Source organism: Rahnella inusitata, from assembly GCF_003263515.1.
In the GTDB taxonomy this organism is placed as follows: domain Bacteria; phylum Pseudomonadota; class Gammaproteobacteria; order Enterobacterales; family Enterobacteriaceae; genus Rahnella; species Rahnella inusitata.
The window spans coordinates 142,163-158,653 of sequence record NZ_JYDE01000019.1 but is presented as its reverse complement, the minus strand read 5'-3'; the positions used below and the strand labels follow the sequence as shown (position 1 = coordinate 158,653).

At 52.1% G+C, this 16,491-nt stretch carries 8 protein-coding genes; 4 read left to right on the top strand and 4 right to left on the bottom strand.

Features of this window, described 5'->3' with window-relative positions:
- Window positions 1-70: 70 nt before the first annotated feature.
- Both envZ and ompR read right to left on the bottom strand, forming a co-directional pair.
- Window positions 71-1,432 (bottom strand): two-component system sensor histidine kinase EnvZ, encoded by a 1,362-nt coding sequence (gene envZ / locus TU92_RS12515; RefSeq protein ID WP_112167553.1) that lies wholly within the window; start codon window positions 1,430-1,432, stop codon window positions 71-73.
- Window positions 1,429-2,148, bottom strand: a complete 720-nt coding sequence (gene ompR / locus TU92_RS12510; RefSeq protein WP_009635740.1) for an osmolarity response regulator transcription factor OmpR — start codon at window positions 2,146-2,148, stop codon at window positions 1,429-1,431. The genes envZ and ompR overlap by 4 nt, the downstream gene beginning before the upstream one ends.
- A 659-nt stretch (window positions 2,149-2,807) precedes the next feature.
- Here ompR and TU92_RS12505 point away from each other — a divergent pair.
- The 4 genes from TU92_RS12505 to TU92_RS12490 all read left to right on the top strand — a co-directional run bounded on the left by TU92_RS12505 (window position 2,808) and on the right by TU92_RS12490 (window position 7,828).
- Window positions 2,808-3,362 (top strand): fimbrial protein, encoded by a 555-nt coding sequence (locus tag TU92_RS12505; RefSeq protein WP_112167552.1) that lies wholly within the window; start codon window positions 2,808-2,810, stop codon window positions 3,360-3,362.
- A gap of 94 nt (window positions 3,363-3,456) precedes the next feature.
- Window positions 3,457-4,143 (top strand): fimbrial biogenesis chaperone, encoded by a 687-nt coding sequence (locus tag TU92_RS12500; RefSeq protein ID WP_112167551.1) that lies wholly within the window; start codon window positions 3,457-3,459, stop codon window positions 4,141-4,143.
- A gap of 86 nt (window positions 4,144-4,229) precedes the next feature.
- Window positions 4,230-6,725 (top strand): fimbria/pilus outer membrane usher protein, encoded by a 2,496-nt coding sequence (locus TU92_RS12495; protein ID WP_425272540.1) that lies wholly within the window; start codon window positions 4,230-4,232, stop codon window positions 6,723-6,725.
- A 278-nt stretch (window positions 6,726-7,003) separates the two neighbouring features.
- Window positions 7,004-7,828, top strand: a complete 825-nt coding sequence (locus TU92_RS12490) for a fimbrial protein (protein WP_244207771.1) — start codon at window positions 7,004-7,006, stop codon at window positions 7,826-7,828.
- Between the two features lie 52 nt (window positions 7,829-7,880).
- Here the strand turns inward: TU92_RS12490 and pbpC are convergent, their stop codons facing one another.
- Window positions 7,881-10,250, bottom strand: a complete 2,370-nt coding sequence (gene pbpC, locus TU92_RS12485; protein ID WP_112167548.1) for a penicillin-binding protein 1C — start codon at window positions 10,248-10,250, stop codon at window positions 7,881-7,883.
- A 75-nt stretch (window positions 10,251-10,325) separates the two neighbouring features.
- The gene (locus TU92_RS12480; protein WP_112167547.1) at window positions 10,326-16,331 is read right to left on the bottom strand and encodes an alpha-2-macroglobulin family protein; all 6,006 of its coding nucleotides are present in this window, start codon (window positions 16,329-16,331) and stop codon (window positions 10,326-10,328) included.
- Between the last annotated feature and the right edge of the window lie 160 nt (window positions 16,332-16,491).

Here is a 16,491-nt window from a genome sequence, read left to right as displayed (position 1 = left end):
ATCGCTGCGAGTGTGAAACCGAAATATTCCCATGCAGAATCTGTCGGGGATTATTAAGGCCCCCCTTAATTCACACCGGTTTCTGCTGTACCGCCACCGCCTTGAGCATTTCTACCGGTAACGGTAAATAAGCTCTTATCCTTAACCCACCCCGGTCACTTTTCCCGATATCCAAGGTCCCCGAGTGCGCATCGATAATACGCTGGACGATAGCCAGTCCAAGTCCAGTGCCGCTGGTGGTTCGGGCACTTTCACCGCGCACAAACGGCTGGAAAAGATGCTTGAGTTGATCCGGTGCAATACCCGGACCATCGTCTTCGACCTGGAACCACGCACGCTGGAGTTCGCGCCCGCTGCTGACTTTTATCCAGCCGTCGCCGTAGCGGGCGGCATTCACCACCATATTCACTACAGCACGCTTTATGGACAGCGGGTGCGCATTCACCAGCAATTCACCCTCTGCCAGACCGGAATCAATTTCACGCTCATAGCCGCTTTCCGTCGCAATCACTTCACCCAAAATACCGTTAAGATCGGTGATTTCGGTGGGCATCTCCTGACCGGTGCGCAGATAATCGATAAACTGCTCGATGATGGCATTGCACTCTTCGATGTCTTTATTAATTGACTCCGCAAGATATCCATCGCCGTCGCTCATCATTTCTGTGGCTAAACGGATACGCGTCAGCGGGGTGCGTAAATCATGGCTTACGCCCGCCATCAGTAAGGTACGGTCATCGGCCAGCAGTTTTACACCGGCTGCCATCTGGTTGAAGGCTCGCGTTACCGAACGGACTTCAGACGCACCGTATTCACGCAGCGGAGGAGGGATAATCCCTTTACCCACCTGCAACGCAGCGTGCTCAAGTTCCACAAGGGGTCGATTTTGAATGCGTATAAACAGCCATGCGCCGCCGATCGCCAGCAACATAATCGCGAGCGTATAGCGGAACAGCGGGGAAAAATCACCCTGATGGATTTCAGTAAGAGGAACGCGCACCCAGATGTCAGGCGAGAGCCAGGTTTTTAGCCATACCACCGGCGTGTTTTTGTTTACTTCCACACGGACGTCGGTCGGTCCACCGAGCTGCTGGGCCATCTGCTGACTCAGGAATTCGTAGTGCTGCGCCCAGCGCAGACCACTCTCCTCAGCCGCAGAGTTGGTATAAAGCGAGATGCCCAGTTCGCGATAAATCTCGCGACGAAATGCCGGGGGAACTGCCAACAACGTGCCATCTTCCAGCTGCAAACGATCGGTCATTAGCATACGTACTTCGTATGCCAGCACCTTATTAAACTGTTGCAGGCTAGGTAAGATGGCGAAGTTCAGCACCACCAGATAGGTCGTCACCAGGCTGACGAACAGCAAGGTGACGATTAATAATAGTGTTCGGGCAAACGAGCTACGCGGTGAAAAGCGTATTCGTCTCATGCCTTACTGCCGTCCGGGACGAACACATAGCCCAGACCCCATACGGTCTGGATATAACGCGGATGCGCCGGATCTTCTTCTACCATGCGGCGCAGACGGGAAATCTGCACGTCGATAGAACGCTCCATCGCACTGTATTCACGGCCACGCGCCAGATTCATCAGCTTGTCACGGGACAGCGGTTCACGCGGATGGCTCACCAGCGCTTTCAGGACGGCGAACTCACCGCTGGTCAGCGGCATAGGCTCGTCTTCACGGAACATTTCGCGGGTACCGAGGTTGAGTTTGAACTTACCGAACGAAATCACCGCTTCTTCCTGAGAAGGTGCGCCCGGCAACTCGTTGGCCTGACGGCGCAAAACGGCACGTATACGCGCCAGCAGTTCACGCGGGTTGAATGGTTTAGGAATGTAGTCGTCGGCGCCAATTTCCAGACCGACGATACGGTCAACTTCTTCACCTTTCGCCGTCACCATAATAATCGGCATCGGATTGCTCTGGCTGCGCAGACGGCGGCAGATAGACAAACCGTCTTCGCCCGGCAACATCAAATCCAGCACCATCAGATGGAAGGATTCACGGGTCAGCAGGCGATCCATCTGCTCGGCATTCGCGACGCTGCGTACCTGGAAGCCCTGCTCTGTCAGATAACGTTCTAAAAGTGCGCGCAGACGCATGTCGTCATCGACAACCAGAATCTTGTGATTTTCTTGCATGTAACTCTCCCAAAGGCGTGAATGCCTGAAGCTTCTATTGTTAGAAATATGAGCCAAAACAGACAGCGTTTAATGGTATATATTCTAGTCGAAATTGTAACAATGAATACGGATTTCCTAATTTATCAACAATATCAGAGGAATCTCCCACCATCTACGGTTGGTTTGTTACGGTTTGTCGCGATGCCTGAAGGAAGCGAGTTACCCATCCCCCCGGACGTAACCGCTCGAAAATCATCCATTACATTTCAATAGTTCCTAATAAAAGAACTTTCAGAAATACGATTAATTTAAAATAAACGAATAAATTTAACACTTCGCTGCAGTAGCTTATTTTTAAGGCCCCCCCTTACCTTAACCATTAAGTTAAAATGTTTAATAAAAGGAAACCCATCCTATAATAACTCTCTCTTGTTAAATTATTTAATCAAACCGAAACGATCAGCCGGATGAATTAATAAGAGCTCAACGATCAGATAAATGAATATAATCGCGCTGATCTTATTAGCCTTATGTGATAATGATCTACACCCTCTATTCAATGCCTAAAATAGTTGATAGAATCCGCATTTGCAGGCATTTAATTAGTATCGCTAATATATTAATCAAGTGTATCTGTGACTAAGCTCTTAATTTTTTATTTCAGAATGGATGCGAAAATGAAAACGACATACAAGCTCATTGTAAGTGGGTTACTGCTGGCATTAGCCGGTAACGGTTATGCAATAGATGGAAGAATAAATTTTCACGGTGAAATTATTAAAACTGCCTGTGTCATTAATGGAGGTAATGATATTGAAGTTGAATTAGGGACCTATTCAGCAGCGCAATTCCGAGAGATTAATGATACCTCACCCAATATTCCTTTTACTCTGCCACTGGCTAACTGCCCTTTCACTACGGTGCAAAATGACCCTATCCAGCATTTTCGCGTGTGGCTGGAAGCTGAAGCGGTAGACGCAACACATCCAAATTTAGTGAAATTGGGAAATAGCTTTGGCGATACTATGGCCGACGGCGTAGGGATCCAGATTCTGGATGCCACAACAAAAGACGTGATGCTTCTCAATACATTACCCACTGTGACTTACGACATCACCAGCGCGACGATGAACATCAATCTGCTGGCGAATTATCAGTCCTACAAAACCCCTGATCTGATCACTGCGGGTCCGGCTGATGCCAGCGTCAATGTGACTCTCGATTACCGTTAAGCCACTCCTCACAGACAGGCCCAGTAAACTGGGCCATTTTTCATTACCCGGGTAACGGAATATTTATCATTCATTACTGGATACAATCATCTAAATGCGTAATCTCATCAATTCAATCATTACATTTACTCTTCTGTTTTTTCTACCGATTCAGCTGAGCTATGGTGGCGGAATTCTTGTGGGTCGCACACGAGTAATTTATGAAGAAAATAAAAAGGAAGCTTCATTACCCCTCAGTAATAAATCTGACAGTAAACCGTTTTTGATCCAATCGTGGGTCGATAATGGTGATGGTAAAACGCGCGGGCCTTTTGTGGTCACTCCACCGCTATTTAGGTTAAACGCTAATGAGGAGAATAATCTACGCATATCGTACACCGGTGGTGAACTACGCAAGGACAAAGAATCGATATTTTACATTAATATCCGGGCTATTCCTTCTACACCGAAAAATGATTCAAACGAGTTACGTCTCGTCATTAAGACAAGGATAAAACTTTTTTATCGTCCTGATAAATTAGAAGGGAAAGCATTTGACGCTTACAAATTGCTGACTTTTTCACGCGTCAACGGCCATCTTATTATCAATAATCCCACTCCTTATTACGTGGTATTCAGCTACCTGATCGCCGGTAACAGCATCCTTAAGGATACCGACATGATTGCACCAGGCAGCCAGCTCAATGTGACATTACCTGCGAACAATACCGGGAATACTATTGAGTGGAGAGCAATCAACGACTACGGCGGAGAGACCCAGCCGGAAAAGCGAGCGCTTTAGTTTGATCACGCGTTGATTCGCCATTAGGAAGTTCAGGGAAGATGACTATGGGTTACGATACGAATGCACAAAGACCGGAAAAAGGAATGTATTCTCCCCATCAGCAAGGTAAAACCTTAGCGCCTGGGGTAAGTTGTATTTTTTTGGTTATCACATGTCTTGTTCATTCGGTCCACGCTGAGGAAGTCTATTTCGATCCGAGATTGTTGGAAAACAATGGTCAGGCAACCAACAATGTGGATCTCTCAGTCTTCGCGCTAAGTGACAAGGCTCAAGTTGCCGGTGTGTATAACACGTCAATTTACGTGAATCAGGAAAAAGCATTACAGCAAAACATCCGCTATGACCAAAAGTCTGACGGGTCGTTGATCCCGCAAATCACCCCTGATTTACTTCGTGCATTGAATGTTCGCGTGGATGCTTTTCCGTCCCTGACGCAACACCCGCATGACGCACCACTCGACAACCTGACCTTGTATATTCCGGCAGCGAATGCAAAGTTTGACTTCAACAGAATGCGTCTTGATTTGAGCATTCCACAAGCCGCGATGGAACGAAAAGCCAGTGGCTATGTTGATCCTAAAAAATGGGACGATGGCGTACCTGTCCTGTTTTCTAACTACACGTTTTCGGGCTCACAGCGGAACAATAAAAATGGCAGTGATGATTCCAGCCAGTATTTGAATCTGCAAAATGGCTTAAATCTTGGCGCATGGCGCCTTCGCAACTACAGCACGTATAGCAATAGCGATGGCCAGCAAAGCTGGGATGCCATCTCGACTTATGTGCAACGGGATATCAAAGCCCTCAAATCTCAGTTGCTAATAGGTGAAAGCTCCACACCGGGCGATCTCTTTCCCAGTCTGCAATTTACCGGTGTTCAATTGTCTTCCGACGACAATATGCTGCCCAACAGCCAGCGTGGCTTCGCACCCACCATTCGCGGCATTGCCAACTCCAATGCCGAAGTGACCATCAGACAAGACGGCTACATCATTTATCAAAGTTACGTCGCGCCGGGGGCGTTCGAAATTAATGACCTTTACCCTTCGTCTTACAGTGGTGATCTGGAAGTGACGGTTAAAGAAGCCGACGGCACTGAACGCAAATTTAACCAGCCCTTTTCTGCCGTGCCGGTTATGCAGCGACCTGGTCGTTTGAAGTACAGCAGTACCGTTGGCCGCTACCGCTCGAACGATAGCGGCGATAAAGAACCGGAATTTGCACAGGGCACGGTGATTTACGGGGTTTCAAATGAAATAACTACTTATGGTGGCTTCTTACTGTCGCCTGATTATATGGCCGGTCAGGCAGGGATGGGTTTTAGCCTGTTCGCCCTCGGTTCACTATCTGCCGATGTCACTCAGGCACAGACCCGTCTGGACAACGACCAAAATAGCAGCGGTCAGTCTTATCGCATTCAATACTCGAAAAATGTCGAAACAACGGACACTAACTTTTCCGTGGCCAGCTATCGCTATTCAACCAGCGGTTTCTACGATTTTGACGAAGCTAATCAGTCTCAGGACAATGCATCTCAGGACGGACATAAACGCAGCAAGTTCCAGGTCAGTATTAATCAGGCACTCTGGGAAGGGGCGAGTCTTTACCTATCGGCTTATCAGCAAGACTACTGGCGCCGCACCAACAAAGAGAAAAATATCTCTCTCGGCATGAATACCAGCGTGTCCGGGATCAGCTACAACTTTTCTTACTCTTACAGCCAGATGGAAAATCAGGAAAACGATCAGCAGTTTGCACTGAATATTCGTGTTCCTTTAAGCCGTTGGCTACCACAGAGCTGGGCGACATATAACGTCACGCATCAAAAAAATGGCGACACGCGCCAACAGGTTGGCCTCAGCGGGACTGCGCTGGATGATTACCGCCTCAGTTATTCCCTTCAGCAAAGCCATGCGGACCAGGGAGGGGGCGACAGCAGTAACCTGAATGCATCCTATCGTTCATCCTACGGCACATTGAATGCCGGTTATTACTACGACGATCATTCACAGCAAACCAGCTATGGCCTCGCAGGCGGCATTGTTGCCCATGAAAAAGGGGTGACCCTTTCTCAGTCGCTCGGCGACTCTTTTGCGCTGATTGATACTAATGGCGCCAGCGGTGCACGGGTGCAAAATATTCCCGGCCTTAAAACAGACTGGCGCGGCTACGCCGTGGTGCCTTATCTCACGTCTTACACTGAAAATCGCATCGTGATTGATACCACCACATTGCCGGCAGATGTGGATGTGACAAACACTTCTGAACTGGTTATCCCTAATAAAGGCGCCATGGTCGTTGCCCATTTCGACGCCCGTATTGGCGTTCGCGTATTGATTAAACTCACCCGGTCTGACGGATCTGTTGTGCCTTTCGGCGCTGTGGCGGTCAGCGAAGACCAGACATTAGAGAATATCGTCGATGATGGCGGGGTTCTGTATCTGTCCGGCGTCAAAGTGGAGGAGCCCATCAAGTTACACGTGAAATGGGGCACCAGCGCAAACCAGCAATGCAAAGCCAGTCTCAACCTCAGGCAATCAGCAGCCTCTGTTCAATCCGTCACGACCCCCTGTGTTTAAGGACAAGAATAATGAAGAATAATGCCGGAAAAATATTTGGGATGGTGCTGATGTTCACAGTCGCCTGAACTGCCCGGTGTTATGCGGCCACGGCTATTTGTGAACCCGCTAACGGCGGTGCAACCTCTTATGAAAGCATGATTTTGCGCGATTTACGCAGCAGCGAAAATTCGAGGGGCAATAATTTCGAGGAGACACTCAACAGCAGTCAGCAAAATTATCAGATCACCTGCAACTGCTCAGATACCGATGCGGCGAGTAATAATGGAGTATTAATTATGTACAGTCTGCAAACGTCGTTACCCCTTGGGCACACCGTTAATTACTATAAAATTAATGATCACCTGGATGTCATGACCCAAATTGCTATTCCGAAAAATGACTATGTTACCGTGCCTACCTCCAAAGCAGTCAGTGATGGAACACACCACTGGGATAAGGAAAATACCGGCATCTGTGAGCAGCAAGCTACGCACGATAACCTGAACACAGGCTCACAGGGGAGAGTGACATTTTACATCACTACGCCTTTCGTCGGCGAAATCGACATCCCGCGCACAGAAATTGCTCGTATTTACGCCACTTCTGCGCCGGTAACAACCACCGCACCACCGCTGGGCTCACCCGTCGCGATTGTTTATCTCAGTGGTACTCTGACAGTACCGCAAAGTTGTGAAATCAATCAGGGGGAAACCATCTCAGTGAATTTTGGCACCATTCAGGTAGGTAAATTCACTAAAAAAAATAACCCTCCGAATGACTACCGGCGCGTGACTTTCAACATCCTTTATGACTGTACGGAAAGTGGTCTGCCTGTCATTCCTGCCAATAATAAACTGCTGATGATCCTCGATGGCCAGGACGTTGAAAATCAGTACACTCTGGTCGCCCGGCGTCGTCCGGCCGATAATAAAGCAGATATCGGGATCGTCGTACAAGATGCCGGTGGGACTTACATGCCATTTGCACAAGGTATATTACCGATGAATCAGAACGGGCTGGGGAAAATTACGCTGACGGCTTTTCCTGTGAATTTGGTCGGCGGTGAACTGGATACCGGTCCTTTTGACGCCACTGCCACGCTTAAAGTCGACATTCGCTGATGCACGAATGATACAAAGGCCGCGCAATCATTTCCCGCCGCGCGGCCTCATCCTAATTCACAATCTCAATACTGATTAACCGGCTGTCCGCCCGTCCGCGATCGTCCACGGCACGGATGCGGTACTGCCCGTTGTTGATCGGTCGCCAGTCGATGGCCGATTTACTGGCGGAGCTGCCGAGGTAGATATCATCGACAAACCAGTACACCGTTTTGCTATCGGCATCGGTAACCGCGTTGAAGGCGATGCGGTCACGCCCCTGCTGGGATTGTCGCAGCGTATAAGTGGTATTTTTCAGCGGCGAGGTAATCCGCGGTGGATTGCCGCCGACATCAACGCCGTTATCTTTGCATCTGTTCACCGGCGGTTTCCGCTTCGGTAGTCCGGCCTGCGCGAACACGTTCGCCAAATCCGATGGCCAGAACTCGAACACTTCGACGCGGGTTTCGTCTTGATCAAAAGGCGGGCACGCCACGTCGCCGGTCAGTTTATCCAGCCGCACAGGGCGATAAACAGTGTCGACTTTGATGGGCGACTTGCCGGGAATGAACCAGGTTTTACCTTTTTGCTGACACCACGGCGTTGGCAAATCACCGCTGGCGAGGCAGATATCCACCCGTTTTAGCTGTTTCGGGAACGGGCGTTTGGGTTCCTGCAAATCCGGATAGCTGGCACTGATGCTGTCAATAATGTTGAAAAACAGCGGCGCGGCGGCCTCAACACCGACAAACACGTTATTGCCCTTACTGTCGAAATTCCCTTCCCACACCACCAGCACGTAAGGGCCAAAAATTCCGACGCTCCACGCATCGCGAAAACCCCATGACGTCCCGGTTTTCCAATAGACCGGCAGCGAAGACGGCTGTTGCGCCAACGTATCGCCGGGGCGGCGGTGCTGACGCAACATGTCCAGCGTCATAAAGCTGGCTTCTTCGCTCAGCAGCCGGACCGGCGTAGTCGGACGGGGATCACTTTGCTGCATACGCAATGGTTGCAATACGCCACGATTAGCCAGCAGCGCGTACAATTTTCCCAGCTCCTGCATCGTCACTTCGCCACCGCCAAGTACCAGCGACAAGCCATAGTGATTCTCACTGGACATATTGGCGACTCCGGACAGCCGCAGGAACTGATAGAACGATGGCTGGCGAAGCTGGGACGCAACGTACACCGCCGGAATGTTGCGGCTGAAATTGAGGGCATCGGTTGCGGTCACCGGCCCGAGAAAGCGCCGGTCGAAGTTTTCAGGCGCGTAAGCGCCAAACGCCGATGGCACATCTTTCAGGATGGTCATCGGGTGCAACACGCCTTGCTCCATTCCGAGTGCGTAGATGAATGGCTTGAGCGCAGAACCTGGTGAGCGTTTGGCGTTGGTGCCGTTGACCTGCCCCTGAATACTGCGATTGTAATAATCCGCCGATCCCATCAGCGCCCGCACGCCCATATCCCTTGTATCGACCAGTAACACCGCGGCGTTTCGGATCCCACGACTTTGATTGCGGGTAATAAACGCGTTCACCTGCCGTTCGACCAGCCGCTGCAAACCGGCGTCCAGCGTGGTATCGACGCGGTTATTCGTCTGGATTAATTGCTGATTTTGCTGGCGCAGTTGCTCGATAAAGTGCGGCGCGATATACGGCATCCGCTCGGGCTGACGCAGCGCCAGCGGCAGTTTAAACAGTGAAAGCTGGCTGCTATCGGTGGTGTACTGCGCCAGCCAGCGGACGAACAGCCGGTTACGCGCCTGCGTCAGCGCCGTACCGAGCACGCCGGTTTTAGCATCAATACGAAAGCTCGGCGACTGTGGCAGCACCGCCAGCGTCAGCGCTTCCGGCAGCGTCAGGTCTTTCGGCACTTTGTCGAAATAGATCAGGCTGGCCGCGCCGATGCTCTCGATATTGCGACCGTACGGCGCGTAGTTCAGATAGGCTTCGAGAATGTCGTGTTTTGAATAACTCAGTTCCAGCTGCACCGCGCGCAAAACCTGCATGATTTTGCCCGACGGCGTGCGGGTATTGAGATGCCAGTGCATACGCGCCAACTGCATGGTGATGGTGGATCCGCCCTGCATTTTTCCGCCCGCGACGTAGCTGCGCCAGAAACCGCGCATCAGGCTGAACGGATTGAAACCAGGATTAACGTAAAACCAGCGGTCTTCGTGCAGCAGCAAACCGTTGACCGCCAGTGGAGAAACCTGCTCCAGCGGCGTCCATAAACGGTAGCGATCGTCGTTGGCCAGCGTGATACGCATCAGCGTGCCCTGACGGTCATAATAGACTGAAGAGAAAGGTTGCCCCTGCGAAAGCGGCGGATGCGGCCACAAACGGCAGGCCAGCACAATCAGCGCCAGTAAAAAGACACCCATGGCAATGTTTTGCAGCTGGCGTTTCGCTGTTTTGAAAAATGCGGGAAAGGTCATCATCTGGCTACTCTGGAAAAGTTGCGCCCCGCGATCAATGGCGGGGCGCAGTCTTCAGTGAGTGTGTTGCACCCGCTGTTATTTATTGTCAGCCGCAGGCACGACAACCAGTTTTTTATCACTGACGGACAATGCCTGAACTTCGCGGTCGTACATCGCCTCGCCATACGCTGGTGGGATCACAAAGCTACCGGTGTTGGTGGCTTTGATCTGATACACAAACTCCTGCACATCGGTACTGGCGCTGCCGTAAATGACCACGCGATCTTCGCGAATATCGCTGTAGTCCGGTGCCCACGTCGATCCCGATGCGGCCAGCGGCGACTGCCAGGACGCCGACGCATCGGCCTCACTGCTTTCATCACTGCTGTCAGCTTCCGGTTCCGGTGACGTCTGTTGTACCACTTCAAATCCGCCCGGCAGCAAATCGACAATCGCCAGATTGCTCTGCCCTTCTTTCGAATTGGCGCGGATTTTCAGATGCACATTGATCTTCTGCCCCAGCGTCACCTGCGTGACCGGATTGCCTTTTTCGTCGGTGTAATCACGGGTAATTTCCAGACCGCGCGAGATGGCTTTTTTCGGTGCCGCCAGATCGTAACCGGCTTGCGTGACCACATACCAGGCGGGCGCATCGTTACCGTTTTCCACCCGAATTGCTTGGGCATCGGCGGTAAAATTGGCTTTGGCAAACAGCCCCTGAACGCTGGAAATCAGCTGCGGTTCAACATTTTTGGTTTTGCTGATCTGCGTGATTTTCAGCGCATCCGGTGCCGTCGCTTGCGCCGCGACCTGGGCGGAATAACTCTCCAGCGCCAGAATACTCATCGCGGAGGAATACGTGGTGTAACGCTCTTCTTTCAGCGATTTGACCATATTTTCCAGCACCTGCGGCGGAATAGCCGACACTTTTTCCGGGAAATGACGGGTGATCAGATACAGCCGCGTCGCGTCCTGCACCAGCGGGTCAAAGTAACTTTGCGTCCACCAGCCTTTGTCGTACGCCTTGCTCAGCTGTTTCCACGTCGGCTGTAACAATGTATTGGCTTCATCATCCATTTTCAGCATGCGGTAGGACGAGGCCAGATACAGCGCGCTGAGATCGGTTTTCCACGTGTCCGGGTAGCGTTGTTGCAGCGTATCCTGCACCGAAGCCAGCGAACTGGTGGTGATTTCACCCTGACGCGTCAGCAAATACACCGCCCACGCGCGCAGTCGCAGATTGTACAAATCGTCATTCTGATTCGCCGCCAGCACGCGCAGTGCCGCGTTGGCTTCCTCCAGCATGCCGGCCGGTAACGCCACGCCCGCAGCTTTGGCTTCCAGCAGATATTGCACCACGTAAGGCGTAACGAACGGATCGGTTTCTGGCGACGAACGCCACAGGCCAATTGCGCCGCTGTCGTTCTGACGCGAGCGCAAGATAGCCAGCATGTCTTTCAGCTTTTTGCTGGTCTCGGCCTGACTCAGATTACCTTTCATTTCCGGATGCAGGCCTTCGAGGATCATCGGAATCGAACGGCTGACAATCTGCTCCGAACAGTAGTACGGATAATCCGCCAGATACTGCGATAGCCCGCTGGTCAGCACCAGTGGCGAATTCGACACCGCCGCCTTGCGCACCGCATAGGCATCAAACATCTGACGCAGATTATCGACGTTCTGGCTGCTGCCGCTCATGCGGCCCATGACGGACTGCGTACGGAACGGCATAGCCGGACGCACCGACGTACTGATGGTGCGACGGCTGGTTTTATCGGCATAGGTCGCTTCAAACACCAGCGGCGCATCGCCCGGAACGGCGTTGGCACGCAGACGGAAGTTAATCACGCCCTCGCGTTTTTCCGCCAGCGACAGGCTCTGATCCGCTTTGCCGACCACTTCCAGCTGCGGCGGCACGTTAAGATGCACGGCGATCGCTACGCTCTTGCCGTTCAGCCCTTCAAGGTTATTGCTTACGCCCACGCTGACGTCAAACTCATCACCCGGCGCCACCATCGATGGCACGTTTGGCGTCATGATGAAGTTGTCACGCACGGTGGCAGAAGTCTGCGCTTTACCGATTTTGTCCGGCGTGACGGAGATTGCCATTACGCGGATTTTGCCATTGAAGTAATCCGGCACCTGATAATCGAACTGCTTCTGGCCGTTAACTTCAGTGATGCCAGACCAATAAGCCACCGGCTTGTCACGTTTGCGTTTGAACGGATTGACGTTCAGATCCAGCCCTTCGCCGCCGTCACCGCCCGGTGCTGCCGCAAGCTGCATCAGTTTGCTGAACTCCGGCAGGATAAGGTCGAGGATTTGCGAGCTTTCCACGCCCAGCTCGCGCTTGCGGAAGAAGTACTCCAGGGGATCTTTCAGACGATAACGCGCCACCTGCAAAATGCCTTCATCCACGGCAAACAACGCCACCTGCTGCGGGCCGTCGGTGGTGACCGTCATCGCCAGGTTTTCACCCGGTTTGATCACGTCCGGCGCATGGATTTCCAGAGAGTTTTGACGCGCCTTAGTGCTGATTTTGAAAGGCATTACGCCATAACTCAGCGGGCTCATGAAGATTTCATCGGAATTCACATCACGCACGAACTGCACGTTGATGTAGCCGTTGCCTTCCATGCCCGCCGGTACGCGGATTTTCTGTACGGAACTGGTGGTATCGGTGTAGAACCACTGCCAGCTGTAGACTTTGTCTTTCTCGATGGTGATGAGACCGCTGCCGGTATATGGCGCGTTGATTGACACTTCGATTTCATCGCCCGGCAGATATTCGCCCTGATTGAGTTTCAGCTTCAGCTCGGCATTTCTGTCCAGCGAACGGCTGAGGTTGGCATTACCGGCGACGGTATAACCGATGCGGTTTAGAACGTTGCCCTGCGCATCTTCAACCACCAGCACGAAATCACCCGGCTTGTCGGTTGCCAGCGTCAGGTCATTGCCCTGCGCGGTCAGCGAGAGCGGCTGCTCTGAAAGCTGAACTTCTTTCATTTTCGACTGGTATTTGTAAACGCCGGAATCCTGTTTGGTCAGTACAGAAATGTATTTCTGTTCGATCAGCGCCACTTTCAGCGCAGGCAGGGCGATTTGTTTAAGCGTCGGGTCAACGGCAATCACGTTCAGATGACGCACCGCGCCGTGATTGATGTAACCCAGATCGCCGTCCGGTTTCACACCGACCAGATAATCATACGGCGACACCAGCACCCGCGCGGTAGCCGACACGGAGCGTCCGCCACCGGCTACAAAGGCTTCCGACAGCAGTTGCAGCTGATAGGTCGCATCGGCGTACGATTTCAGATCCAGCGGGATCGTTGCAGCACCTTTTTCATCGGTAGTGCGGTCTTCCAATTCTGTTTCGAAACCGTCGCTGTTCTGGCGATTCTCGTAGAACGCGTAGTCCGGGAACTGATCGAAGCTCGGATACATCGGGCGCAGCGTCAGTTTCGAGGTCACGCGACGATCCTGCGCAGGCGTACCGAACAGATTCTGCACGTCGATATTGGCTTGTAATTCAGAAGGTTTGACCCAGCCCTGCTTACGTTCCGGCGTCAGCTGGAGTTTAACTTTCAACTGATCCGGCTCGAATTCCTTGACGTTCACCGAGGTGTGACCGAGGAACGTAGAAGATTCATTGTCTTTGCCGATGAGATACAGATAAACGTTCCATTCACCGGTAGGCGAATTCTCTTCGGTGGTGTAGCTCAGTTCGTTGAAACCACTGGCACCGAGCGTCAGCGGAATGGTGCTCATCAGTTTGTCGCGCGGATCGTGAATTTCTGCACGTACCGGCACGCCCGCCAGACCATTGCTCCACTCGGCGGCTCGGGTGATAAGACCGATATTGAACGTATCGCCCGGACGGTAAACGCCGCGATCGGAGAACAGATAACTGCTCAGCGTGCGCGGGTCATTCGGCGTGATTTCGCCGTCGACGTCAAAACGTGAGAAATCGAGGCCGCGATCGTTATCGCGATCGGCTGGCAGGAAGGAAACATCGCCCTCTTTTTCCACCAGGAACATGACCGGTTGGCGCTCGCTGGTATAAACATCCAGCGCAGGGAAGCGCACGTGGCCGTCGGCACCGGTGTTTTGGGAAAGCAGCGTGACACCGTTTTTCGCAATCACCGACACTTTGGCGTTACTGACAGGCGTACCGCTGTGAATCGACTGCACAAACACATCGCGGGTTTTATCCTGCGAACGCTTGGCAATAATTCCCAAATCGGTGACCACCACAAAGCGCGAATCCCCGACCGGCGCTTCGTCTCCGCTCTGGTCTTCTTCCTGATACTGATTACCATCGTCATCGGTAGCCGGTTTTTCTTCTTTCTTCTTCGGATCCCATTCTGACAGCGTCAGCAGGAACACGCCGCGATGCGAAGCCGGATCGGTCGAAAGATAGCGGGAAAGATCGACGCCCTGATAATTCACCTCACCCGGCTTATCGTTATTGACCGCCGTCTGATATTTAAAGTGCTCGGTGAAATACTCGTCATTCAGGCGGTTAAATTCTGCCGATGAGTACTGACGACTTTTGAAGGAAACAATGTGCTGCAACTGGCTCGGGATGACGCGTTTGATGTCCAGACGCATGCCCGGCACGTTGCGTGCCGCGACGCTGATTTGTTTATCACCGTTAACAGACAGCAGCGAACCCTGCGACATAAACTGCAGCGATTTCGGATAATCCGGCACCTGCACGATGCGGTAGACTTTTTCCGGCATTTTGTAGCCGCCGGACGAGGTCAGCACGTTGTCGATTTCCACCAGCATGGAACGGTGCGCGGGCGCATCGAAGCGGAAACTGAACTGCGGCTGATAATCGCTTTCGGCCTCATTAAGCTGAATGTTTAACGGCGTGGACTGTGCGAGCACGTTGTTTTCAACGCTCTGCACATCCCAGCTGGCGTAATCATCCGGCCCGGTCGCGGATTCTGAATCATTGGGATCATGCTGCGGCAGCAGCCAGACTTTCACCGCGCGGCGGATATCTTTGTCTTTCACCGCATCGCTGAAGCCGACGATCAGCGCACGCTGACCTTTCGAACCTTCGGCATCAACGACCTGCGCGCTGGCTTCGTTGACGGTCAGGCTGTAAAGCGTCGGTACTGAAACCCAGCCGTTACGCGCCTGTGTGGTGGCATTGGACGCTACCGAGGCTTTCACGCCCTCGCCTATCGTCACATGCACTGCACCGCCGTGATCGAGGGATTTCAGCGGTTCGGAATGCACCCAGGCGTTGAGTTTTTTCTGGTCGTAGACCACGGAGTAATTCAGCTTAGACTCGGTTTTAGCTTTGCCTTCGGTCAGGCCGAGAGAAACCTGTTTCTCAAAGCTGGCAACGTCCACCGGCGCATTGAATTTGACGTTAAAAATTGCGCTGCGTTTCTGTGGATCCTGCGGGTCCTGATAATATTCGGTCTCGCCCAGCTGATAATCAAACGCAGGCGCGGTGAATTCATATTTCGTCACCGCCAGCTTAATCTGCGGCGCGAGCAGCACGTCAGGGGTGAAATTGACTTCATATTTGGTGCCCATCGGCAGCGGATTTTTCGGCACGAAAGCTAACGTATAGCCGCTCAGCCATTTCCATTCGCCTTCGGCGGCAGGTTTCAGGGAAATCCCTTTTTCCACCACTTTGCCGACGTCAGTCAGCGGCGCAGCAGAATTTTTAAAGTAAAACGTCACTTGCTGCGGTGCCGGCTTTTGCGCGGCGTAGTTCACCGCTTCCGGGCCGCTGACCCGTACGCTGGTTTCCTGATACACCATCGGTGCCGGTTCGATCGGCTGCGGACGGTTTAACCACCAGTGATAGCCATAAACGCCCGCCCCCGCGACGCACAGTAATACCAGAATTATCAGGCTGATGGCTTTCGGGTATTTATCTACCCCGCCTTCCATACGCGCAAAACCGCGTTTCAGTCCGCCGGACATTGCCGTCCACCAGACCGGCGCACGCCAGTCGATATTGCCGACAACAGGTTTAATGACGCGACCGAGCAGCCCGAAAATAAAGGCCAATGCGCGGAAGACGCCTTTTATCAATGTAAAAGGCAAACGAAGTAAAAATTTGAGTAAATCCATTTGTAGCTGTACCCCTAATCCCTGTGACCCGTAACCAGAAGTGATTTTTTAGTAAAACTTTTATGTATTCAGAATATTGCGAAATTTCTTAAATGTTAACAAAACCGTAATAGCGCGGCGAAGGATAATAATTATTCGACTAAAAAGCCATCAGATAAAG

What these genes read in the sequence shown, in the direction of transcription:
- TU92_RS12505 (WP_112167552.1), top strand. Translation starts at nt 2,808, where the DNA reads ATGAAAACGACATACAAGCTCATTGTAAGTGGGTTACTGCTGGCATTA.
- envZ (WP_112167553.1), bottom strand. Translation starts at nt 1,432, where the DNA reads ATGAGACGAATACGCTTTTCACCGCGTAGCTCGTTTGCCCGAACACTA.
- ompR (WP_009635740.1), bottom strand. Translation starts at nt 2,148, where the DNA reads ATGCAAGAAAATCACAAGATTCTGGTTGTCGATGACGACATGCGTCTG.
- TU92_RS12490 (WP_244207771.1), top strand. Translation starts at nt 7,004, where the DNA reads ATGTACAGTCTGCAAACGTCGTTACCCCTTGGGCACACCGTTAATTAC.
- TU92_RS12495 (WP_425272540.1), top strand. Translation starts at nt 4,230, where the DNA reads ATGTATTCTCCCCATCAGCAAGGTAAAACCTTAGCGCCTGGGGTAAGT.
- TU92_RS12480 (WP_112167547.1), bottom strand. Translation starts at nt 16,331, where the DNA reads ATGGATTTACTCAAATTTTTACTTCGTTTGCCTTTTACATTGATAAAA.
- pbpC (WP_112167548.1), bottom strand. Translation starts at nt 10,250, where the DNA reads ATGATGACCTTTCCCGCATTTTTCAAAACAGCGAAACGCCAGCTGCAA.
- TU92_RS12500 (WP_112167551.1), top strand. Translation starts at nt 3,457, where the DNA reads ATGCGTAATCTCATCAATTCAATCATTACATTTACTCTTCTGTTTTTT.